Here is a 19770-nt window from a genome sequence, read left to right on the forward strand (position 1 = left end):
GTTCTCCGGCCGTCGCACTCACCCGAACTTGGGGAGTTCCTCCGGCGTCGAGGTCGACGGCATCACCCGGTAGTTCTTCAGCACCTGGGTCATCGCCTTCTGGAAAGCCGGTACGTTGGCCGAAGACGATGTTACCTTCGTCGGCTCGTCGAGGTTGACGACGACGATGTACTTCGGGTCGTCGGCCGGGGCGAATCCGATCATCGTCGTGAAGTACACGCCGACCTTGTAGCCGCCCTCTCCGTCTGTCTTCTCGGCGGTTCCGGTCTTGCCCGCGACGCGATATCCCGGAATGGCCACGTCTTCGGCGTACTCGCTCTGCAGGAACACGTTCTCCAGCATCGTGCTCACCTCGTCTGCGGTGTCCTCGCTCACGACGCGCACGGGATCGGGGAGCTCGGGCTCGATGACGGTCCCATCCGCCGTCGTGCACGACTCGACGAGTGAGAGCGGCACCCGGACACCGTCGTTCGTGATGGCGGTGTACGCCTGTGCGAGTTCGGGCACCGTCGTCAGGAGTCCCTGACCGAACGAGGTGTTGTAGAGGGTCTGATTGTCCCACTCGTCGACCGGTCGGATGTATCCCGACGCCGTGGAGGGGTAGCCGACATCGACACCCCCGCCGATGCCGAAGTCCGTGAGGTAGTCGTATCGCGTCTGAGCGGACACTCGCTCGCTGAACTTCGACACCGCGACGTTGGACGAGTCGATGAGGGCTCCGGTCAGCGTGTACGTGTACGACGGATGCACGAAGGCATCCCGCACCCGCGCCCCGTTCGGAAAGGTCTCGAAGCTGGCGGCGTCGACGGTCGAATACGGGGTCTGCGCGCCGGTGTCGAGAAGGGTCGCCGCGGTGAGCGCCTTGAAGGTCGATCCGGGTTCGCGCTGAGCCGTGAACAGCTGGCTGTAGCGGGCATCCACATCGGCCGACTCGACATCGTTCGGGTCCACGCCCGGATACTCCGCCGCGGCGCGGATCTTGCCGGTCTCGGCCTCGACCACGAGGATGCTGCCGTACTGCGCGCCCATGTCGTCGGCCTGCTCGGCGATGAGCTGCTGCATGTACCACTGCAGATCGCGGTCGATCGTGAGCTGGAGGGTGCCCCCGTCGACCGCCGGCTCCTCGACGGAAGTTCCGGGGATGATCACACCGTCTTTGCCCTTCTGATAGCTGAGCGTGCCGTCGGACGCCTCGAGGCACGAGTTCTGGCTCAGTTCCAGACCGGCCAGCGGCACGCCGTCGCTGCCCACGTATCCGATGAGGCTGCCGGCGACCGCACCGTCGACATAGGTGCGGTCGGGGCGGGGCTCGAAGTAGAGGAACGGCACCCCCAGGGAGACGAGATCCCGATACTGCTGCGTCGTGAGGCCCTGTGCCAGCTGCGCATACTGAGAATCCGCATCCTCAGCCAGCGCATCGTCGACGACGCGCATGACGTCCTCCCCGCTCTGTCCCGTGATGGCCCCGATCTCCGCGGCGACGGTCGGCCAGGCGACCACCTCGCTGTCGCCGGTGGCATCGGCCCGGCGGATGTCGCCCGCGTTCGACGGATCGAGCTGTGCGTCGTACGTGAGCACGCTTCCGGCGAGCGGTTCGCCGTCGGCGTCGACGATCGCCCCCCGCGTGCCCGAGAGCTCCTGCGAGCCCCCGAATGCCCACGACAGCGAGTCCTCGATGTGATCGTCGGCGTTCACGACCTGGATGTCGACGAGCCGCACGATGAAGGCGGCGAGCACCGCCAGCACGACGGCGAGGGCGACGACGGTGCGGCGACGCGGACTGCGGGTGGCGCGAGTCGTCATGGGATCAGCGTGTCGCAGGTGTGGGCAGACCGTCGGTCACGGGCAGCGGCGTGTCGGCGGGCAGTCCCATCTCCTCCGCCGTCACGGGGTCACCGGCGATGGTCGCGTCAGGGGCCGTGACGAGCGGGGTCTCGGAGATGAGCGCGTTCTCGACCGCGCCGCGGCCGATCGCGTCGACGGTGGACACCGCGCCGGCGGCCTCGCTCGCACCGATCACCGCTCCATCGCTGAGGCGCAGGTAGGCGGGCGTCTCATCGATCACCATGCCGAGCGCGGCCGCGTTGGCGGCGAGGTACTGCGGGGAGCTGAGACCGGCCAGCTCGTCGGTGAGGATCTGCTTCTCGTAGGTCAGGTTCCGCTGCTGCGACGTGAGCTCGGCGATGTCGTACGAGGTCTGGGTGGTGAGCACCGACAGAGCCATCTGGGCTCCGGCGATCGCGAACGCACCGAGAAGGGCGACCATTCCGTAAAGCAGCTTCGGGCGACGCTTGCGGTCCGGCTCGGCGACGACGTGGAGTCGGCGTTCGGGCGCCTCGATCGGGCGCCGCAGCGGGCTGACGGCAGGTGCGGTGCTCATCGTGCCTCCCTCACTCGTTCGGCGGCGCGCAACCGCACGGGGATCGCCCGTGAGTTGCGCGCACGCTCTTCATCGGATGCGAGTTCGGCACCCTTGACCAGCAGACGGAAACGGGGAGCGTGCTCGGGCAGCTCCACGGGAAGACCGGCGGGGGCGGTCGAAGCGGTCGCCTCCGCGAATGCGCGCTTGATGAGCCGATCCTCGAGCGACTGGTACGACAGCACCACGATGCGACCGCCGACGGCCAGCGCGCCCATCGCGGCGGGTACCGCGCGCTCGAGCGCGGCGAGCTCGCCGTTGACTTCGATGCGCAGCGCCTGGAAGACCCGTTTGGCAGGATGCCCGGCACGCTGGACCGCGGCCGGCGTCGCGTCGCTCAGGATCTGCACGAGCTGTCCCGAGCGTTCGATGGGTGCGTCGGCACGCGCGGCGATGATTGCGCGCGCGTACCGCGCAGCCAGCTTCTCCTCGCCGTATCGCTCGAAGATACGGCGCAGGTCGCCTTCGCCGTACTCCCCGACGACATCCGCAGCGGTCACCCCGATGCTCTGGTCCATCCGCATGTCCAGCGGCGCATCCTGCGCGTAGGCGAATCCGCGATCGGCGACGTCGAGCTGGAGCGACGAGACGCCGAGGTCGTAGAGGATACCGTCGACCCTGTCGACGCCGGCCTCGCTCAGCGCCGTGTCGACATCGTCGTAGACCGTGTGCACGAGGGTCGTCCGGTCCGAGAACCGCTCCAGACGCCCGCCAGCGATCCGGAGGGCGTCCCGGTCACGGTCGAGGCCGATGAGGTGCAGATCCGGGAACCGCTCAAGGAAGGCCTCGGAGTGCCCTCCCATCCCGAGCGTCCCGTCGATCAGCACCGCGCCCGGCTTCTGGAGCGCCGGTGCGAGCAGCTCGACGCAGCGGCCGAGCATGACAGGGGTGTGGATCTCTCGCGCGTCCATGATGTCGACGGCCGGTCCCTCTTCGCTGATCCCCATCCGTTCCTGACCTGACGCCGGGGAAGTGGTGTCAGGGCTGAACGGCTGGGAGTCGGCGCAGAGGGCTCAGAACAGGCCCGGGATCACCTCCTGCTCCATTTCGGCGTAGGTCTCTTCGTTGCTCTCGGCGTAGGCGTTCCACGCCTCGGCGTTCCAGATCTCGGCGTGCGCACCGACACCCGTCACGATCAGCTCCTTCTCGAGGCCCGCGTAGGCGCGCAGCGGCGGCGGGATGGTGATGCGGTTCTGGCTGTCGGGCTTTTCCGCGCTCGCTCCCGACAGGAACATGCGCAGGAAGTCTCGGGCCTGCTTGTTGGCGAGGGGCGCTTCGCGGATGCGCTCGTGCACACGCTCGAACTCCTCTGTGGCGAAGACGTAGAGGCAGCGATCCTGCCCGCGGGTGACGACGACCCCGGCGCCGAGATCGTCACGGAACTTGGAAGGAAGGATGACGCGGCCCTTGTCGTCGAGCTTGGGAGTGTGCGTGCCCAGCAGCATGTGCCACTCACCCCCAACCTTCGTCCGGCCCCTCCAGGTTGATCCCCACTTTACTCCACTTTGCCCCACTTTGTATCACTTCGGCCGCAATTTCCGCACGATGGCGGACATCCCGGTGTTGTCCCGAACCACGCCGAGACCGCGGGCGCACAAAAAAACACCGGCCCGAAGGCCGGTGTTCTCAGAAGTGGAGGAGGGTGGAGAGGTCAGCGCTCTCCCTGTCGACGATCCCAACGGTCGTTCATGCGGTCCATGAAGGACGGACCTGACCCTCGCGGCGCCGAGGGCGCTGCTTTCGGCTTGACGGATCCGCCCGTCGCGGCGGCGCCACGCAGCGGGGTGACGGCGAGCACCACGCCTCCGAGCATGACGACGAAGCCGATGACGCCGACGACGATGAGCTGGACGGCGACCCCGACGATCAGCCCGGCGAGACCGAGCAGCACGAGGATCGTGCCGTAGACGATATTTCGATAGCTGAGGGAGCGTCCGCCTTCGGGGGCGGTGACCACGTCAGCCTCGTTGCGCATGAGATGGCGTTCCATCTCATCGAGCAGACGCTGCTCCTGTTCGGACAGTGGCATGCATCCCCCTCTGGACTGCTGTTATCTTCCCGACATTCTACTCGGGCTGGCGATTACTAGGCTAGGCCCGTGTCATCGGCTCCAGACCTCACTCAGGTGATTTCCCAGCGACTGGATACGTTCATCTCGGCTCAGCGCCGCGATGCTCACGCGTGGGGAGACGAAGCGACCCTCATCGTCGATGCCGGGGCCGCCGCCGTCGCCGGCGGGAAGCGCCTCCGCGCCCGGTTCTGCGTCGCCGGATGGCGCGCCGTCGTCGACGCCACGACACCCGGGCGCCAGATGCCCGAGCACGTGCTGGCGACAGCCGCGGCGCTCGAGATCTTCCACGCCGCAGCCTTGGTGCACGACGACATCATCGACAACTCCGACATGCGGCGCGGTCACCCCGCGGCGCACAGGGCGCTCGAAGCGCACCACGCCGGAGCGAGGTGGCAGGGAGACCCACGCGCGTTCGGTCGATCCGGCGCCCTCCTCCTCGGCGACCTCCTGGTCGCCTGGTCGGATGACCTCCTCGAAGATGCGCTCTCCGAGCTCGAACCCGGGCGCGCGACCCGCACACGTCGCGAGTACGCGACGATGCGACGCGAGGTCACGATCGGCCAGTTCCTGGACGTCGCGGAGGAATCGGCGTGGGCGAGCCAGCCGGACGACACCCACGCCACCCGTGCCCTGCGCGTGGCGGAGCTGAAGTCGGCCCGCTACAGCATGCTCCAGCCCCTCCTCATCGGCGCGGCCCTCGCGGGAGCCGACGAGGCGCAGACGACGGCACTCGCCTCGTTCGGCCTGCCCGTGGGCATGGCCTTCCAGCTGCGCGACGACGTCCTCGGGGTCTTCGGCGATGCCGAGACGACGGGCAAACCGTCGGGGGACGATCTCCGGGAGGGCAAGCGCACCGTTCTCATCGCCTACGCACGCGAGGCCCTTCCCTCGGGATCGCGACGTCTTCTCGATGAGATGCTCGGCGACCCGACGCTCGATGCGGACCAGATCGCGGCCCTTCAGCAGACGATCACCGACACCGGTGCACTCGACCGGGTGGAGGCCCTCATCGCCGAGCGGGCCCGGGCCGCCGACCGCGCCCTGTCCGGGGCGCGGCTCGACAACGCCTCGGTCAGTCAGCTGCGGGAGCTCGCCCGGGCCGCGAGCATCCGCACCACCTGAGACGAGGCTCAGGCCAGAGACTGGGCGACGCGACGGACCTCGCTCTTTCGGCCCAGGCGCAGAGCCTCGATCGGCGCCATTCCGATGGAGTCCTCCGGCGCCAGCAGCCAATCGATGGTCTCATCATCGTCGAATCCCGCGTCGTGCAGCACGATCACCGTTCCGCGCAGCGAGGACAGCGGCCTGCCGTCGAGCACGAACAGCGACGGGACGCGCGGCGCGCCATGACGACGCGAGGCCACGAGGTGCGACTCATCGAGCAGGCGCTTGACGCGCCCGAGCGTCTCATCGAGCTCCTCGGCGAGCTCGGGGAGGGTCAGCCAGTCGGTCGGCATCGGGGAAGCATCCACAGTCACGATGTCACTATCTCATTCCGCACCCGGTTCTTCCGCACCGCAGGCCAGTGCAGACGGCCCTCCCGACCGCGACGAGTCGACAAAGGTAACAGAAGTCTCATCTTTCACATGTGTCACTTTGATTGACTCCCGTTTCCAACCGTGACAGCGTGGCTGCGTCGACCGGAGGGATCCCATGAGCACCATCAGCGACATCATGCCCACGCCGCGGGCACGGCGCGCGGCCACCCCGATGGCGATCATCGGGTCCCTGGCGATCATCGCCGCCGCGACCCCGGCGCACGCCGAGGCGACGTCCACCGGAGGAGGTCACCTCGCACGCGGAGCGAAGCTTCCCGCCGCACCCGCGTCCGTGACCACCGCATCCGCTGTCGCCGCAACCTCCGTCCCGCAGCGCTATGTCGTTCGCGCGGGTGACACCGTCAGCTCCATCGCGGCGGCTCACGGCCTTCGCACCGACGACGTGCTCCGCCTGAACGGGCTCGGATGGTCCAGCGTGATCCACCCGGGACAGGAGATCGTGCTGACTGCGCTGAGCGAACCATCCACTCCCCCGGCGGCGTCCGACTCCGGCGGCACCCACACCGTCACCGCGGGTGACACGGTCTTCGCCATCGCCCAGAAGCACGGCACCACGGTCGACGCGCTGCTGGCGGCGAACGGGCTGCAGCGGGATTCCATCATCTACCCCGGTCAGACGCTGGCGCTGGCACCGACGATGACTGCCGCGGCCGCCACCGCATCCGCTACGCCGGCCGAGCAGTCCGTCGACTCGTCGCTCGACGCCGAGCAGATCGAGAACGCGCGGCTGATCATCTCGATCGGACGCGAACTCGGGGTGAGCGACCGCGGCATCACCATCGCCCTGGGCACGGCGATGCAGGAGTCGTGGCTGCGGAACCTCGATTGGGGCGACCGCGACTCGCTCGGGCTCTTCCAGCAGCGACCCAGCACCGGCTGGGGCTCCGCCGCTCAGATCCTCGACCGGCGCTATGCGACGCTCGCCTTCTTCGGCGGCGCCGACGACCCCAACGACTACGCGACGCGCGGTCTTCTCGACATCCCCGGATGGGAGTCGATGTCGTTCGCCGATGCCGCGCAGGCGGTGCAGATCTCCGCCTACCCCGATCGATACGCCCGGTGGGAGGCTCCGGCCGAAGCGTGGCTCGCCGCTCACGGTTGACGACGCGTGAGGATCGGACTCCGATCGGCCGGTGCGGCGCACCGGAGCTCCCAGGTGCTCATCCGTAGACTCTGAACGTGAGCACGAGTCAGCAGACGGATCCGCTGATCGGCCGTCTGGTCGACAGCAGATACCGCGTGCGTGCTCGCATCGCGCGAGGCGGCATGGCCACAGTGTACGTCGCCACCGACCTGCGACTGGAGCGCCGCGTCGCCCTGAAGGTGATGCACGGGCATCTGAGCGATGACTCGGTCTTCCAGAGCCGATTCATCCAGGAGGCTCGCGCCGCCGCGCGGCTGGCCGACCCCCACGTGGTCAACGTCTTCGACCAGGGCCAGGACGGCGACATGGCCTACCTGGTCATGGAGTACCTGCCGGGCATCACCCTGCGGGAGCTCCTCAAAGAGCAGCGACGACTGACCGTGCCGCAGGCGATCTCGATCATGGACGCCATCCTGTCCGGCCTGGCGGCGGCGCACCGTGCCGGGATCGTCCATCGAGACGTCAAGCCCGAGAACGTCCTCCTGGCCGAAGACGGCCGCATCAAGATCGGCGATTTCGGCCTGGCGCGAGCGACGACGGCCAACACCGCGACCGGCGCGCAGTTGCTCGGCACGATCGCCTACCTCGCGCCGGAGCTCGTCACCCGGGGCACCGCGGACGCCCGCAGCGACATCTACGCCCTCGGCATCGTGCTCTACGAGATGCTCGCCGGCGAGCAGCCCTACAAAGGCGAGCAGCCGATGCAGATCGCCTATCAGCACGCCACCGACTCCGTGCCCCGCCCCAGCGTCAAGAACCCCGGTGTGCCCGAACAGCTCGACGAGCTCGTGCTGTGGTCGACCGAGAAGCTGCCCGATGATCGCCCGCTCGACGCCCGGGAGATGCTGGAGCGCCTGCGCGAGATCGAGCGCGAGCTGGGCGTGACGCCGCAGGTCGCCCGCACCGTCGACACCGGCGTCACCCGCGATGAGAGCGGTGCATCCGGAGAGCTCACGAAGGTCCTTCCGGCAGCCGTCACCGGTCCGACGGATCTGGCCGAAGACGTCGACAACACGTCACGGCTGCGACAGGCCTCCAAGCGCCGGTCGCGAAAGGGAGCCTGGCTGCTCGGCGTCGTCGTCATCCTGACAGCACTCGCCGGAGCCGCCGGATGGTGGTTCGGGTCGGGGCCCGGCTCACAGGTGGCGGTACCCGACCTCAGCGGTCTGACCTTCGATCAGGCGCAGGGTGCCCTCGCCGAGGAGTCGCTCACCGGGGTCGAGGAGGGCGTGTTCAGCCTCGAGGTCGACAGCGGACTGATCGTGGACACCGAGCCGGAGGCCGGCGCGCGTGTGGACAAAGACACCGAGGTGACGGTGCTCGTCTCGCTGGGCCCGGCCGAGGTCGCCCTCACGGGACTCAACGGGCAGCCGGAGACCGATGTCAGGGCGCAGCTCGACGCGTCTCGCATCGACGTCGGAGAGAATCAGACCTTCTACACCGATGCGGACGAGGGCGTCGTCGTCGGTGTCGTCGTGACGCCGCGTGGCGGCGGCGACCCCGTCGAGTGCGGCGAGGAGTGCACAGTCAACGAAGGCGACAGTGCGAGCCTTCGCGTCTCGCTCGGACCGTTGCCGTCAGTGCGCGACATGACCGAGGCCGACGCCCGCGCGACTCTCGAGGCCGCGGGGATCGACGTCGCCTCCGTGGCGCAGGAGTCCAGCACCGAGATCGCCGAGGGCCGCGTGCTCTACATGACCGACCGTGAGGGCGGCGGATGGTGGCGACCCGGCGACCGCACCAACCTCGTGGTCTCCAGTGGCCCTCCCCTGTTCCCGGTGCCCGACGTGGTCGGCATGACACGGGATGCCGCCGCGGACGCGCTGCGCGCTGAGGGCTTCGAGGTGAATTACTCCGCCCTCTGGAATGTCTGGCCCGACGCGGTCACCGAGGTCACCGCGCAGGATCCCGAGGGGTCGAGCATGCGGGTGCAGGGAACGACCGTCACCCTGCAGATCACCGTCACCGGCTGATCGCCGGGGCGGGTCAGCGCTTCTCGAGCTCCTCGGCGACGAGGAAGGCCAGCTCCAGCGACTGCATGTGGTTCAGGCGCGGATCACACAGCGACTCGTAGCGCGTGGCGAGGGTGGCTTCCTCGATCATCTCCGAGCCACCCAGGCATTCCGTGACGTCATCGCCGGTCAGCTCGACGTGGATGCCGCCCGGGTGGGTGCCGATGGCGCGGTGCGCTTCGAAGAATCCCCGCACCTCGTCGACGACGTCGTCGAAACGACGCGTCTTGTAGCCGGTCGGCGTGGTGATGCCGTTGCCGTGCATCGGGTCGGTGACCCACAGCGGCCGCGCACCGGAATCCTTCACCGCTTCGAGGAGCGGAGGAAGCGCGTCGCGGATCTTTCCCGCGCCCATTCGCGTGATGAAGGTGAGGCGGCCCGGCTCGCGCTCGGGGTCGAGCTTGTCGATGAGCGCCAGCGCCACGTCTGGCGAGGTCGACGGGCCGAGCTTCACGCCGATCGGGTTGCGGATCTTCGAGAAGTAGTCGACGTGCGCGCCGTCGAGCTCGCGGGTGCGTTCGCCGATCCAGAGGAAGTGGGACGACGTGTTGTACGGCGTCGCCGTCCGAGAGTCGATGCGGGTCATCGGCCGCTCGTAGTCCATGAGGAGGCCCTCGTGGCCGGTGTAGAACTCCACGCGGCGCAGCTCGTCGAAGTCGGCTCCCGCCGCCTCCATGAACTTGATCGCGCGGTCGATCTCGGTCGCGAGGCGCTCGTAGCGCTGGTTGGCGGGGTTCTGCGCGAACCCCTTGTTCCAGCTGTGCACCTCTCGAAGGTCGGCGAATCCCCCCTGCGTGAACGCCCGGATGAGGTTCAGCGTCGATGCGGCGGTGTGGTAACCGCGCAGCAGTCGCCCCGGATCGGCCGTGCGAGAGGCCTCGGTGAAGTCGTACCCGTTGACGATGTCGCCCCGGTACGCCGGCAGCGTCACGTCACCGCGCGTCTCGGTGTCCTTCGAACGCGGTTTGGCGAACTGCCCCGCCATGCGCCCCATCTTCACGATGGGCATCGAGGCGCCGTAGGTGAGCACGACCGCCATCTGCAACACGGTCTTGATGCGATTGCGGATCTGCTCGGCGGTGGCCCCGGCGAAAGTCTCCGCGCAGTCGCCGCCCTGCAGCAGGAACGCCTCGCCCGCGGCAGCCCCCGCGAGTCGCTCGCGCAGCAGATCGACCTCGCCGGCGAAGACGAGCGGCGGAAGTCCGGCGATCTCGTCCGAGACCGCAGCGACGGCGGCGGCGTCGGGCCACGCCGGCTGCTGCTTGATCGGTAGGGTCCGCCAGTGGTCGAGGGAGTCTAGCTGCTGGAGCACCAGGCAAGTCTAGCCGCGCTTGACGAGGCGATCTTTCACGGTCGAAGCGTAGACATCGTCGTAACGCTGCTCCCCCAGGCGCTGCAGGGCGACCATGATCTCGTCCGTGATGGAGCGCAGGATGTAGCGATCGCTCTCCATCCCTTCGAAACGCGAGAAGTCCAGCGGCTCGCCGATCACGACGCCCACCCGGACGACCCGCGGGATCCGGCGACCGATCGGCATCATGGTGTCGGTGTCGACCATCACGACGGGCACCACGGGGACGTGCGCTTCCAGGGCCATCCGAGCGATGCCGGTTCGGCCGCGGTAGAGGCGCCCGTCGGGGCTGCGCGTCCCCTCCGGATAGATCCCGAGCAGGTCGCCCCGACCGAGCACCTGCAGTCCGGTGTTGAGCGATGCCTCGGAGGCCTTGCCGCCGGAACGATCGATGGGAAGCTGACCGGTCGCCTTGAAGAAGACCCGGGTCGCCCAGCCGCGCAGCCCTCTGCCGGTGAAGTAGTCGCTCTTGGCGAGGAACGACACCGGGCGGTCGATCATCAGCGGCAGGAAGATGGAGTCGGCGAAGGACAGGTGGTTGCTGGCGAGGATGGCCGCACCCTGCGAGGGGACGTTGCGGCGGCCGACGATCCAGGGCCGGAAGACGGCCTTGACGACGGGCCCGATGACCACGTACTTCATCAGCCAGTAGAACACCGTCAGCCGACCTCCGCCAGGTCGGCGACGCCGATGAGACCCGCGTCGTTGCCCAGCTGCGCGACGGCGAACTCCGCCACCGGACGGTCGCCGTAACCCGGGACGGCCGTGCGGTACGCCTCGCGCATCGGTCCCAGCAGGTCTTCGCCCAGCTGCGCGACGCCTCCGCCGATCACGAACAGCTCCGGATCGAGAACGGCCTGGAACCCGCCGCACGCCTCACCGAGTGCCGTCGCGACACGCCGCAGCGCCTCGATCGCACCAAGATCCCCCGCCAGGATGAGGCGCGAGATCGCCGGTCCCTTCAGAGCACCCGTCTCGAGGCGCAGCGCCGCCAGTCCCGCACCTATGCCGGCGTCGTCGTCGGCGATCTCCTCCGCTTCGCGCTGGAGCGCTCGACCGGATGCATACTGCTCGAGGCAGCCCTTCTGCCCGCACCCGCAGGGTCGTCCATCCCGGATGAAGCGGATGTGTCCGAGTTCACCGGCGATGCCGTGGCCGCCCATGAGGAGCGCACCGTCGACGACGACCGCTCCCCCGACGCCGGTGCCCATCGTCAGCATCGTCATGTTCTCGACGTCGCGACCGGCACCGAAGCGGAACTCGCCCCACCCTGCGGCGTTGGCGTCGTTCTCGATCGTCACGGGCACGTCGATGCGCGAGGCGAGAGTCGCCTTCAGCGGCTCATTGCGCCAGGCGATGTTCGGTGCGTGCAGCACGAGCTCGCGGTTCCGGTCGATGAAACCCGCGGCGGCCACGCCGACGGCGGCGACGTCATGACTCTGCCCGAAGTGTCGCGCCATGTCGACGACGGCGTCGGCGAGCGAGGCCGTGTCGACGGGTGTGGCCACGCGGAGCTTTTCGACGATGCGTCCTTCGGCGTCGACGACGCCTCCTGCGATCTTCGTGCCACCGATGTCGATGCCGACCTTGAGCAACGTCTTCCCTTCCGGCCGAGCGCTGGCGCGACGGCGCAACCACTCTAGTAGGGCGGGCGCTCTCCCGCGGGCGAGGTGCGCGTCCTGTGCGGGCTCATCCGCGCGGAATCCCGCGAGAGGAAGACCCCGCTCAGTTAGACTCGATTCACACCCGACCACCGAAACCGCAGCCGGTACCAAAGGAGTTGCCGTGACCGAGTTCACTATCCCCGCCGTCGTTCCCGCCGATCCCGACGCGAACATCACAGACCTCCTCGTCGAACGTGTGAAAGAGACGCCGAACCGCGCTCTCTTCGCAGTTCCGGACGGTTCCGGCTGGCGCGACATCACCGCCGCGCAGTTCCATGAGCGGGTCATCGCCCTCGCGAAGGGCCTCGTCGCGGCCGGCATCGAACCCGGCGACAAGGTCGGATTCATCGCGCGAACCACGTACGACTGGACGCTTGTGGACTTCGCGCTGTTCTTCGCCGGCGCCGTGATGGTTCCGATCTACGAGACGTCGTCGTCGTCGCAGATCGCCTGGAACCTCGCCGACTCCGGAGCGGTCGCGTGCATCGTGGAATCGGAGGACCACGCCGCGCGGCTCGAAGAGGTCCGAGGCGACCTCCCCCTCATCCGATCGGTGTGGGCGATGCACGCCGGCGACCTGGACCGCATGGTCTCCGAGGGCACCGGTGTCGAAGACGACGAGATCGAGCGCCGTCGGAACCTCGCGAACGGGGATGACATCGCCACCCTCATCTACACGTCGGGGTCGACGGGCCGCCCCAAGGGCTGCGTGCTCACCCACAGCAACTTCGTGGAGCTGTCCCGCAACTGCTTCGTGGCGCTCAACGATGTGCTCACCACCCCCGGCGCCTCGACCCTGTTGTTCATCACGACCGCTCACGTGTTCGCGCGCTTCATCTCGATCCTCAACGTGCACGCCGGTGTGAAGACGGGGCACCAGCCCGACACCAAGCAGCTGCTTCCCGCCCTCGGGTCCTTCAAGCCGACGTATCTGCTGGCCGTCCCTCGCGTGTTCGAGAAGGTCTACAACTCGGCCGAGCAGAAGGCCGAAGCCGGTGGAAAGGGCAAGATCTTCCACGCCGCCGCGGAAACAGCCATCGAGCACTCGAAGCTCGAGCAGGAGGGTCGCAAGATTCCGCTCGGCCTGCGCCTGAAGTTCCGTCTGTTCGACAAGCTCGTCTACAGCAAGCTCCGCGACGCCATGGGCGGCAGGGTCATCTACGCGGTGTCGGGGTCGGCCCCGCTGGGTCCGCGGCTCGGTCACTTCTTCCACAGCCTGGGGGTCGTGATCCTCGAGGGCTACGGGCTCACCGAGACCACGGCGCCGGCCACGGTCAACACGACCCAGCAGATGAAAATCGGCACCGTCGGCCCGGTCATCCCGGGTGTCGGTGTGCGTCTGGCCGACGATGGCGAGATCCAGGTCAAGGGCGTCAACGTGTTCAAGGAGTACTGGCGCAACCCGGAGGCCACGGCCACCGCATTCGACGGCGAGTGGTTCCGCACCGGCGACATCGGCACGTTCGATAGCGACGGCTGCCTGGCCATCACGGGGCGCAAGAAGGAGATCATCGTCACCGCCGGTGGCAAGAACGTCGCCCCGGCCGCTCTGGAGGACCCGATCCGCGCCAATCCGATCATCGGCCAGGTGGTCGTCGTCGGCGATCAGAAGCCGTTCATCTCCGCGCTGGTCACGCTCGATCCCGAGATGCTTCCGACCTGGCTGTCGAACAACGGCCTGCCCGCGGACATGCCCCTCGAAGACGCAGCGAAGAACGACGCGGTGCGTGCCGAGGTGCAGAAGGCCATCGACCACGCCAACACCCTCGTGTCCCGCGCCGAGTCGATTCGCAAGTTCACCATCCTCGCCACCGAATGGACCGAGGCGTCAGGTCATCTCACTCCGAAGATGAGCATCAAGCGCAACGTGATCATGAGCGACTTCGCCACCGAGATCGACGAGATCTACGCCGTGCCGGTGAACACGACCAACGTCTCGCTGACCTGACGCGAAGGCGATTCCGGTGCCCTCGGGGCAGCCGGCACCGGAATCGTCAGAACCACTCCGATTCGCGGATCTGCCGCATCGCGACCTTGCGGGATTCAGGGGTCAGCCGACTGAGGTAGAGCTTTCCGTCCAGATGGTCGGTCTCGTGCTGCAGCGCCTGGGCCATGAGGCCTTCGCCCTCGACGACGACCTCGCGTCCATCGAGGTCGATACCGCGGGCTGCCGCATGCGGGTAGCGGAGCGCGTCGTGCCAGAGTCCGGGAACCGACAGACATCCTTCGCCGATGTACTCCGGCTCTCCCGACACCTCCACGATCTCCGGATTGAGGAGATAGCCGATGTCCCCGTCGATGTTGTAGCTGAAGGCGCGAAGACCGACGCCGATCTGGGGCGCCGCCACACCGGCGCGCCCTGGCAGCTCCACGGTGTCCAGCAGATCCCGTACGAGGGAGCGGACGCCGTCGTCGATGACCTCGATCGTCGCGCTCGGAGCGCGCAGCACGGGATCGCCGAAGACGCGGATCGCGCGCACGGCCATGTCAGGCAGCCGCCGTCGCGGTCCGCAGGCCCTCCACCACGACCGCGGCGAGCTCGCGTGCGGCGTGCCGGGTGGCGGCGTTCAGATCGCGGAACACGATCGAGGATCCGGTCGCGATGTGGGCGTCGTACGGCATGCGCACCACCGCCCGCACGCGCGTGCGGAAGTGCGCGTCGAGCTGGTCCAGCTGCACGAGCGGGGCGCCCGGGCGACCGCTGTTGAGCACCACGACGGCGTTCCGCACGCGGTCGGCATAGCCGTTCGTCTCGAGCCAGGTGAGCGTCTCGGACGCGAGGCGCGCTTCGTCGACGCTCAGCCCCGCGACGAGCACGAGCTGGTCGGCGAGTTCGAGCGTGGCTCCCATGACCGAATGCACGATGCCGGTGCCGGTGTCGGTCAGCACGATCGAGTAGTAGTGGGCGGCGAGACTCGCGACGTCGTGATAATCGCGTCCGCTGAACGCCTCCGAGACCTGCGGGTCCGAATCGGACGCGAGGACGTCGAGGCGCGTCTCGTCTCGGGCGACGATGGCCGAGATGTCGCTGTATCCCGACACCTCGCCGCGCACGCGGGCGAGGTCTCGGACGGTCCGTCCGCCTGTCCGGCCGATGCGGTCGGCGAGCGTGCCGCGATCGGGGTTGGCATCGACGGCGATGACGCGGTCGTCGCGCGCGTCGGCCAGCGCCATCCCCAGCAACGCGGTGACGGTGGTCTTGCCCACTCCGCCCTTGCGTGAGACGACGGGGACGAAACGGGCGGCACCGGGCAGCGGCGCCCCGATCCGGCGGTCGAGCCCCTTCCGGGCCTGAGCCTTCCGGCTGTCGCCGAGGTTGATCCGCCGGCCCGAGAGCGCGTAGATCAGCTGCTGCCAGTATCCCTCGGGCTCGGGACGCGACAGCTGCGTGCGGTCGAGCAGCCGGTCGGCGGTGAGCAGGTCCGCGGTCTCGCGATCCGGCTCGAACTCGCCGAGGCGCTTGGACGACAGGGTGATGTCTGCTCGCGTCGTGACGCGGTCGCCGCCTTCGCCGCGATCGAGGGCGCGCGTCTCCCCCGGATGCTGCGCCTCACGCCGCGTCGTCGGCACCGATCCCGTTCTGGGGACCGTCGGCGCCGGGTCGGTCGCGGCCGAGGTCGTCGGCGGTGCGGCGCCCGCCTCAGGCCCGCTCTCGTCGCGGCTGGGGAGGTCATCGCGTGCGGGCTCGACGAGCGCCGGCCCGTCCTCGACGTCGTCCGCCGCGTCGGTGACGATCTCGGCGATATGCACGTCGGCATCCACGGTCACCGACGGCTGTTCTCCGGTCTCGAGGTGGCCCTCGACGATCTCGTCGTCCTCCTCGAGGGCTTCCGACGCCGCCGTACCGGCGGGCGCGGCAACCTCACCGGACACGGGAAGCTCATCATCGATGACGTCTTCGTCATCGTCGTCGCGATCGACCGGCAGCGAGACCGACACCTGCTGTGTCGACGTGCCGAGCAGCCCGATGGCATGCGTGTCGAGGTTCCCGCCATCGTCGAGGACGGCGTTTTCGGCCGCCTCGTCGTCCGGCGAGTGGTCATGCTGATCGGGGCTCACGGGGTACTCCTGGGGTTCTCACGCGCGATCGCGCGCCGTCCAGGCTATCCCGCGGGCCGGATGACGACCAAAAGGTCGCCCGCGTCGACCTGCGCCGTCGCCGCGACCGCGAGCCGCTCGACCACGCCGTCGACGGGCGCGGTGATCGCCGCTTCCATCTTCATCGCCTCGATCGACGCGACCGGCTGACCTGCTGAGACCGTATCGCCGACGGCGGCCTTGAGCGTGACGACACCCGAGAACGGCGCGGCGACCTGGCCCGGTCGCGACGTGTCGGCCTTCTCGGCCTGATGCGTCTCGACGGTGATGCTGCGGTCCCGTGCGAAGACGGGGCGCAGCTGTCCGTTGAGGGTGGTCATGACCGTGCGCATGCCCTTGTCATCGGCCTCGCCGATGGCTTCCAGGCCCACGAACAGCTTCACGCCGCGGTCGATCTCGACGACGTGCTCGGCGCCCGGTTCGAGGCCGTAGAGGTAGTCGGCCGTGTCGAGCACGCTGAGATCGCCGAACACCTCGCGGGACTGCTCAAACGCCCGGGTCGGCGCCGGGAAGAGCAGCGCATTGAGCGCGCGACGTCGTTCGTCGGACGACCCCGCCAGCGCCTTCGTCTCGGTGTCGGTGAGGGGGGTGACCCCCGTCTTCACCTCGCGCCCGTGCAGCACCTTCGAGCGGAACGGCTCCGGCCAGCCGCCCGGAAGATCTCCGAGCTCGCCCGCCATGAATCCGACGACGGAATCCGGCACGTCGTATTTCTCGGGGTGCGCTTCGAAGTCGGCCGGATCGGCTTTGACAGCGGCCAGGTGCAGTGCCAGGTCGCCGACGACCTTCGACGACGGGGTGACCTTGGGGACGCGCCCGAGGATCGCGTTCGCGGCCGCGTACATGTCTTCGATGAGCTCGAAGTCCTCCGCCAGTCCCAGCGCGATCGCCTGCTGGCGCAGGTTCGACAGCTGCCCGCCCGGGATCTCGTGGTGGTACACGCGCCCCGTCGGTCCCGGCAGCCCTGATTCGAACGGCGCGTAGAGGTTGCGGACCGCCTCCCAGTAGGGTTCGAGGTCGTTCACCGCGTCGAGCTCCAAGCCCGTGTCTCGCTCGGTGTGGGCGAGCGCGGCCACCAGGGCCGACAGAGACGGCTGGCTCGTCGTGCCCGACATGGGAGCGGCGGCGGCGTCGACGGCGTCGGCTCCGGCGGCGCTGGCGGCGAGCAGGGTCGCGAGCTGCCCACCCGCCGTGTCGTGCGTGTGGACGTGCACCGGGAGATCGAAGCGCTCACGCAGTGCCGACACGAGCTTCGCCGCGGCGGCGGGGCGGAGCAGCCCCGCCATGTCCTTGATCGCCAGAACGTGGGCACCCGCCTCGACGATCTGATCGGCGAGCCCGAGGTAGTAGTCGAGAGTGTAGAGATCCTCTGCCGGATTGAGCAGGTCACCGGTGTAGCAGACGGCGACCTCGGCGATTCCCGTGCCGGTCGCGAGCACCGCGTCGATCGCGGGGCGCATCTGTGCGACGTCGTTGAGGGCGTCGAAGATGCGGAAGACGTCGATGCCCGCGGTCGCCGCCTCCTGGACGAATGCGTCCGTCACCTCTGTGGGGTACGGCGTGTAGCCGACCGTGTTGCGACCTCGCAGCAGCATCTGGATGGCGACGTTGGGCAGCGACACCCTCAGCTTCTCCAGGCGCTCCCAGGGGTCCTCGCTGAGGAAGCGCAGGGCGACGTCGTAGGTGGCCCCGCCCCACGCCTCCACCGACAGCAGCTGCGGCGTCATGCGGGCGACGTAGGGTGCGACGCCCAGAAGATCCTTGGTGCGCACGCGCGTGGCGAGCAGGGACTGATGCGCGTCGCGGAAGGTCGTGTCCGTCACGCCGAGAGCGGTCTGCGCGCGCAGTGCTCGCGCGAACCCCTCGGGGCCGAGCTCCTGCAGTCGCTGTCGCGACCCGGCAGGGGCGGCAGACCCCAGGTCGATCCCGGGCAGTTTCTGACGCGGCTCCACGGTGACCGGATTCGAGCCATGCGGCTTGTTGACCGTGGTGTCGACCAGCCAGTTGAGGATCTTCGTTCCGCGATCCTTCGATTCCCGCCCCTTCAGCAGCTCCGGGCGCTCGTCGATGAACGACGTGCTGATGTCACCGGCGATGAAGGAGGAATCGTCGAGCACCGCCTGCAGGAAGGGGATGTTCGTGGAGACGCCGCGGATGCGGAACTCGGCGAGAGCGCGACGCGCGCGCAGGACCGCGGCCCCGAAATCGCGCCCCCGACACGTGAGCTTGGACAGCATCGAGTCGAAGTGCGGGCTGATCTGAGCACCGGCCGCGGTCGTGCCGCCATCCAGTCGGATGCCCGCCCCTCCCGGGGAACGGTAGGTCGTGATCTTCCCGGTGTCGGGACGGAATCCCTGCGTCGGATCCTCGGTGGTGATGCGGCACTGGAGCGCAGCACCCCGAAGGTGGATCCGATCCTGCGCGAGACCGAGGTCGTCGAGCGACTGGCCCGAGGCGATGCGCATCTGAGACTGCACGAGGTCGACGTCGGTGACCTCTTCCGTGACGGTGTGCTCGACCTGGATGCGAGGGTTCATCTCGATGAACACGACCTCCCCCGCGCGCGGACCGGCCGTCTCCAGGAGGAACTCCACCGTCCCGGCGTTCTCGTAGTCGATGGACTTGGCGAACGCGATCGCATAGGCGTGCAGCGCTGCCGCCACCTCGGGGTCGAGATTCGGCGCGGGCGCGATCTCGATCACCTTCTGATGACGACGCTGCACCGAACAGTCGCGCTCGAACAGATGGACCGTGTGTCCGGACTTGTCGGCGAGAACCTGCACCTCGACATGGCGCGGGCGCTGGACGGCCTGCTCGAGGAAGACCCGAGCGTCGCCGAATGCGCTGCCGGCCTCGCGCATCGCCTCGGCGATCGCGGGAGCGAGTTCCTCCCGGGACGCGACGCGACGCATGCCGCGGCCGCCTCCGCCGGCCACCGCCTTCACGAAGATCGGGAATCCGATGTCGTCGGCCTGCGCCAGCAGGACGTCGACGTCGTCGGATGCGGGCGTCGAGCGGAGCACCGGCACGTTGGCGGCGATGGCGTGCTCCTTCGCGGTGACCTTGTTTCCGGCCATCTCGAGCACCCGGGCCGGCGGTCCGATGAAGACGATGCCGTTCGCCGCGGCCTTCTCCGCCAGCTCCGGATTCTCCGACAGGAACCCGTAGCCCGGGTAGATGGCGTCGGCTCCCGACTCCTTCGCGACCCGGATGATCTCGTCGACGTCGAGGTAGGCACGGACGGGATGGCCGGGCTCTCCGATCTGATAGGCCTCGTCGGCCTTCAGGCGATGCAGGGAGTTGCGATCCTCATACGGGAAGACGGCGACGGTCCTCGCTCCGAGTTCGAACGCCGCACGGAAAGCGCGGATGGCGATCTCACCGCGATTGGCTACCAGGATCTTTCGGAACATGCGCACCTCGCTGAGCATGGCGGATCGGTCGAGTGTGCT

At 68.5% G+C, this 19770-nt stretch carries 16 protein-coding genes; 4 read left to right on the forward strand and 12 right to left on the reverse strand.

Annotation, left to right across the window (positions count from 1 at the left end):
• Nucleotides 1-18: 18 nt before the first annotated feature.
• The 5 genes from ACGG9C_RS13055 to ACGG9C_RS13075 all read right to left on the reverse strand — a co-directional run bounded on the left by ACGG9C_RS13055 (nt 19) and on the right by ACGG9C_RS13075 (nt 4448).
• Nucleotides 19-1803, reverse strand: a complete 1785-nt coding sequence (locus ACGG9C_RS13055; RefSeq protein ID WP_194383295.1) for a penicillin-binding protein 2 — start codon at nt 1801-1803, stop codon at nt 19-21.
• Nucleotides 1804-1807: 4 nt separating this feature from the next.
• Nucleotides 1808-2380 (reverse strand): hypothetical protein, encoded by a 573-nt coding sequence (locus ACGG9C_RS13060; RefSeq protein WP_071043677.1) that lies wholly within the window; start codon nt 2378-2380, stop codon nt 1808-1810.
• On the reverse strand, nt 2377-3366 hold the full coding sequence (rsmH, locus tag ACGG9C_RS13065) for a 16S rRNA (cytosine(1402)-N(4))-methyltransferase RsmH (protein ID WP_390178711.1): 990 nt from the start codon (nt 3364-3366) through the stop codon (nt 2377-2379). Before rsmH ends, ACGG9C_RS13060 begins: the two co-directional genes overlap by 4 nt.
• Nucleotides 3367-3432: 66 nt before the next feature.
• The gene (gene mraZ, locus ACGG9C_RS13070; RefSeq protein ID WP_194383296.1) at nt 3433-3864 is read right to left on the reverse strand and encodes a division/cell wall cluster transcriptional repressor MraZ; all 432 of its coding nucleotides are present in this window, start codon (nt 3862-3864) and stop codon (nt 3433-3435) included.
• 206 nt (nt 3865-4070) lie between these two features.
• Entirely contained in the window at nt 4071-4448 is a 378-nt protein-coding gene (locus tag ACGG9C_RS13075; protein ID WP_071043680.1) for a DUF3040 domain-containing protein, read from the reverse strand.
• Nucleotides 4449-4517: 69 nt separating this feature from the next.
• On the opposite strand from ACGG9C_RS13075, the gene ACGG9C_RS13080 reads away from it, so the two are divergent.
• The gene (locus ACGG9C_RS13080) at nt 4518-5612 is read left to right on the forward strand and encodes a polyprenyl synthetase family protein (protein WP_194383297.1); all 1095 of its coding nucleotides are present in this window, start codon (nt 4518-4520) and stop codon (nt 5610-5612) included.
• An 8-nt stretch (nt 5613-5620) separates the two neighbouring features.
• Here ACGG9C_RS13080 and ACGG9C_RS13085 read toward each other — a convergent pair whose 3' ends face one another.
• Entirely contained in the window at nt 5621-5947 is a 327-nt protein-coding gene (locus ACGG9C_RS13085) for an Rv2175c family DNA-binding protein (protein ID WP_071043682.1), read from the reverse strand.
• 196 nt (nt 5948-6143) lie between these two features.
• On the opposite strand from ACGG9C_RS13085, the gene ACGG9C_RS13090 reads away from it, so the two are divergent.
• Together ACGG9C_RS13090 and pknB are read left to right on the forward strand one after the other, a co-directional pair.
• Nucleotides 6144-7151, forward strand: a complete 1008-nt coding sequence (locus ACGG9C_RS13090; protein ID WP_228480756.1) for a LysM peptidoglycan-binding domain-containing protein — start codon at nt 6144-6146, stop codon at nt 7149-7151.
• Between the two features lie 77 nt (nt 7152-7228).
• The gene (gene pknB / locus ACGG9C_RS13095) at nt 7229-9166 is read left to right on the forward strand and encodes a Stk1 family PASTA domain-containing Ser/Thr kinase (RefSeq protein ID WP_194383298.1); all 1938 of its coding nucleotides are present in this window, start codon (nt 7229-7231) and stop codon (nt 9164-9166) included.
• A 13-nt stretch (nt 9167-9179) separates the two neighbouring features.
• Here pknB and ACGG9C_RS13100 read toward each other — a convergent pair whose 3' ends face one another.
• The 3 genes from ACGG9C_RS13100 to ACGG9C_RS13110 are packed head-to-tail and all read right to left on the reverse strand — an operon-like array spanning nt 9180 to nt 12151.
• Complete coding sequence (locus ACGG9C_RS13100; protein ID WP_194383299.1) at nt 9180-10517, reverse strand: class II 3-deoxy-7-phosphoheptulonate synthase; 1338 nt, start codon at nt 10515-10517, stop codon at nt 9180-9182.
• Between the two features lie 9 nt (nt 10518-10526).
• A complete protein-coding gene (locus ACGG9C_RS13105; protein ID WP_071043686.1) occupies nt 10527-11213 on the reverse strand; it encodes a 1-acyl-sn-glycerol-3-phosphate acyltransferase in 687 nt (228 codons plus the stop codon).
• Between the two features lie 2 nt (nt 11214-11215).
• Nucleotides 11216-12151 carry an ROK family protein gene (locus ACGG9C_RS13110; RefSeq protein ID WP_194383300.1) on the reverse strand — a complete coding sequence of 312 codons (936 nt, stop codon included), beginning with the start codon at nt 12149-12151 and terminating at the stop codon, nt 11216-11218.
• 190 nt (nt 12152-12341) lie between these two features.
• Here ACGG9C_RS13110 and ACGG9C_RS13115 point away from each other — a divergent pair, with 190 nt between their 5' ends.
• Nucleotides 12342-14168, forward strand: coding sequence for a long-chain fatty acid--CoA ligase (locus ACGG9C_RS13115; RefSeq protein WP_194383301.1), 1827 nt, complete (start codon nt 12342-12344; stop codon nt 14166-14168).
• A gap of 46 nt (nt 14169-14214) precedes the next feature.
• On the opposite strand, the gene def is transcribed toward ACGG9C_RS13115, so the two are convergent.
• From def to ACGG9C_RS13130, 3 genes are read right to left on the reverse strand one after another with little or no spacing between them, the layout of a single operon-like run.
• A complete protein-coding gene (gene def, locus ACGG9C_RS13120) occupies nt 14215-14706 on the reverse strand; it encodes a peptide deformylase (protein ID WP_194383302.1) in 492 nt (163 codons plus the stop codon).
• A 1-nt stretch (nt 14707) separates the two neighbouring features.
• The gene (locus ACGG9C_RS13125) at nt 14708-16279 is read right to left on the reverse strand and encodes a MinD/ParA family protein (protein WP_194383303.1); all 1572 of its coding nucleotides are present in this window, start codon (nt 16277-16279) and stop codon (nt 14708-14710) included.
• Nucleotides 16280-16323: 44 nt separating this feature from the next.
• A complete protein-coding gene (locus ACGG9C_RS13130; protein WP_194383304.1) occupies nt 16324-19731 on the reverse strand; it encodes a pyruvate carboxylase in 3408 nt (1135 codons plus the stop codon).
• Nucleotides 19732-19770 lie beyond the last annotated feature (39 nt).

It is taken from the genome of Microbacterium sp. MTN4-26 (genome assembly GCF_042846595.1).
Taxonomy (GTDB): domain Bacteria; phylum Actinomycetota; class Actinomycetes; order Actinomycetales; family Microbacteriaceae; genus Microbacterium; species Microbacterium luteum.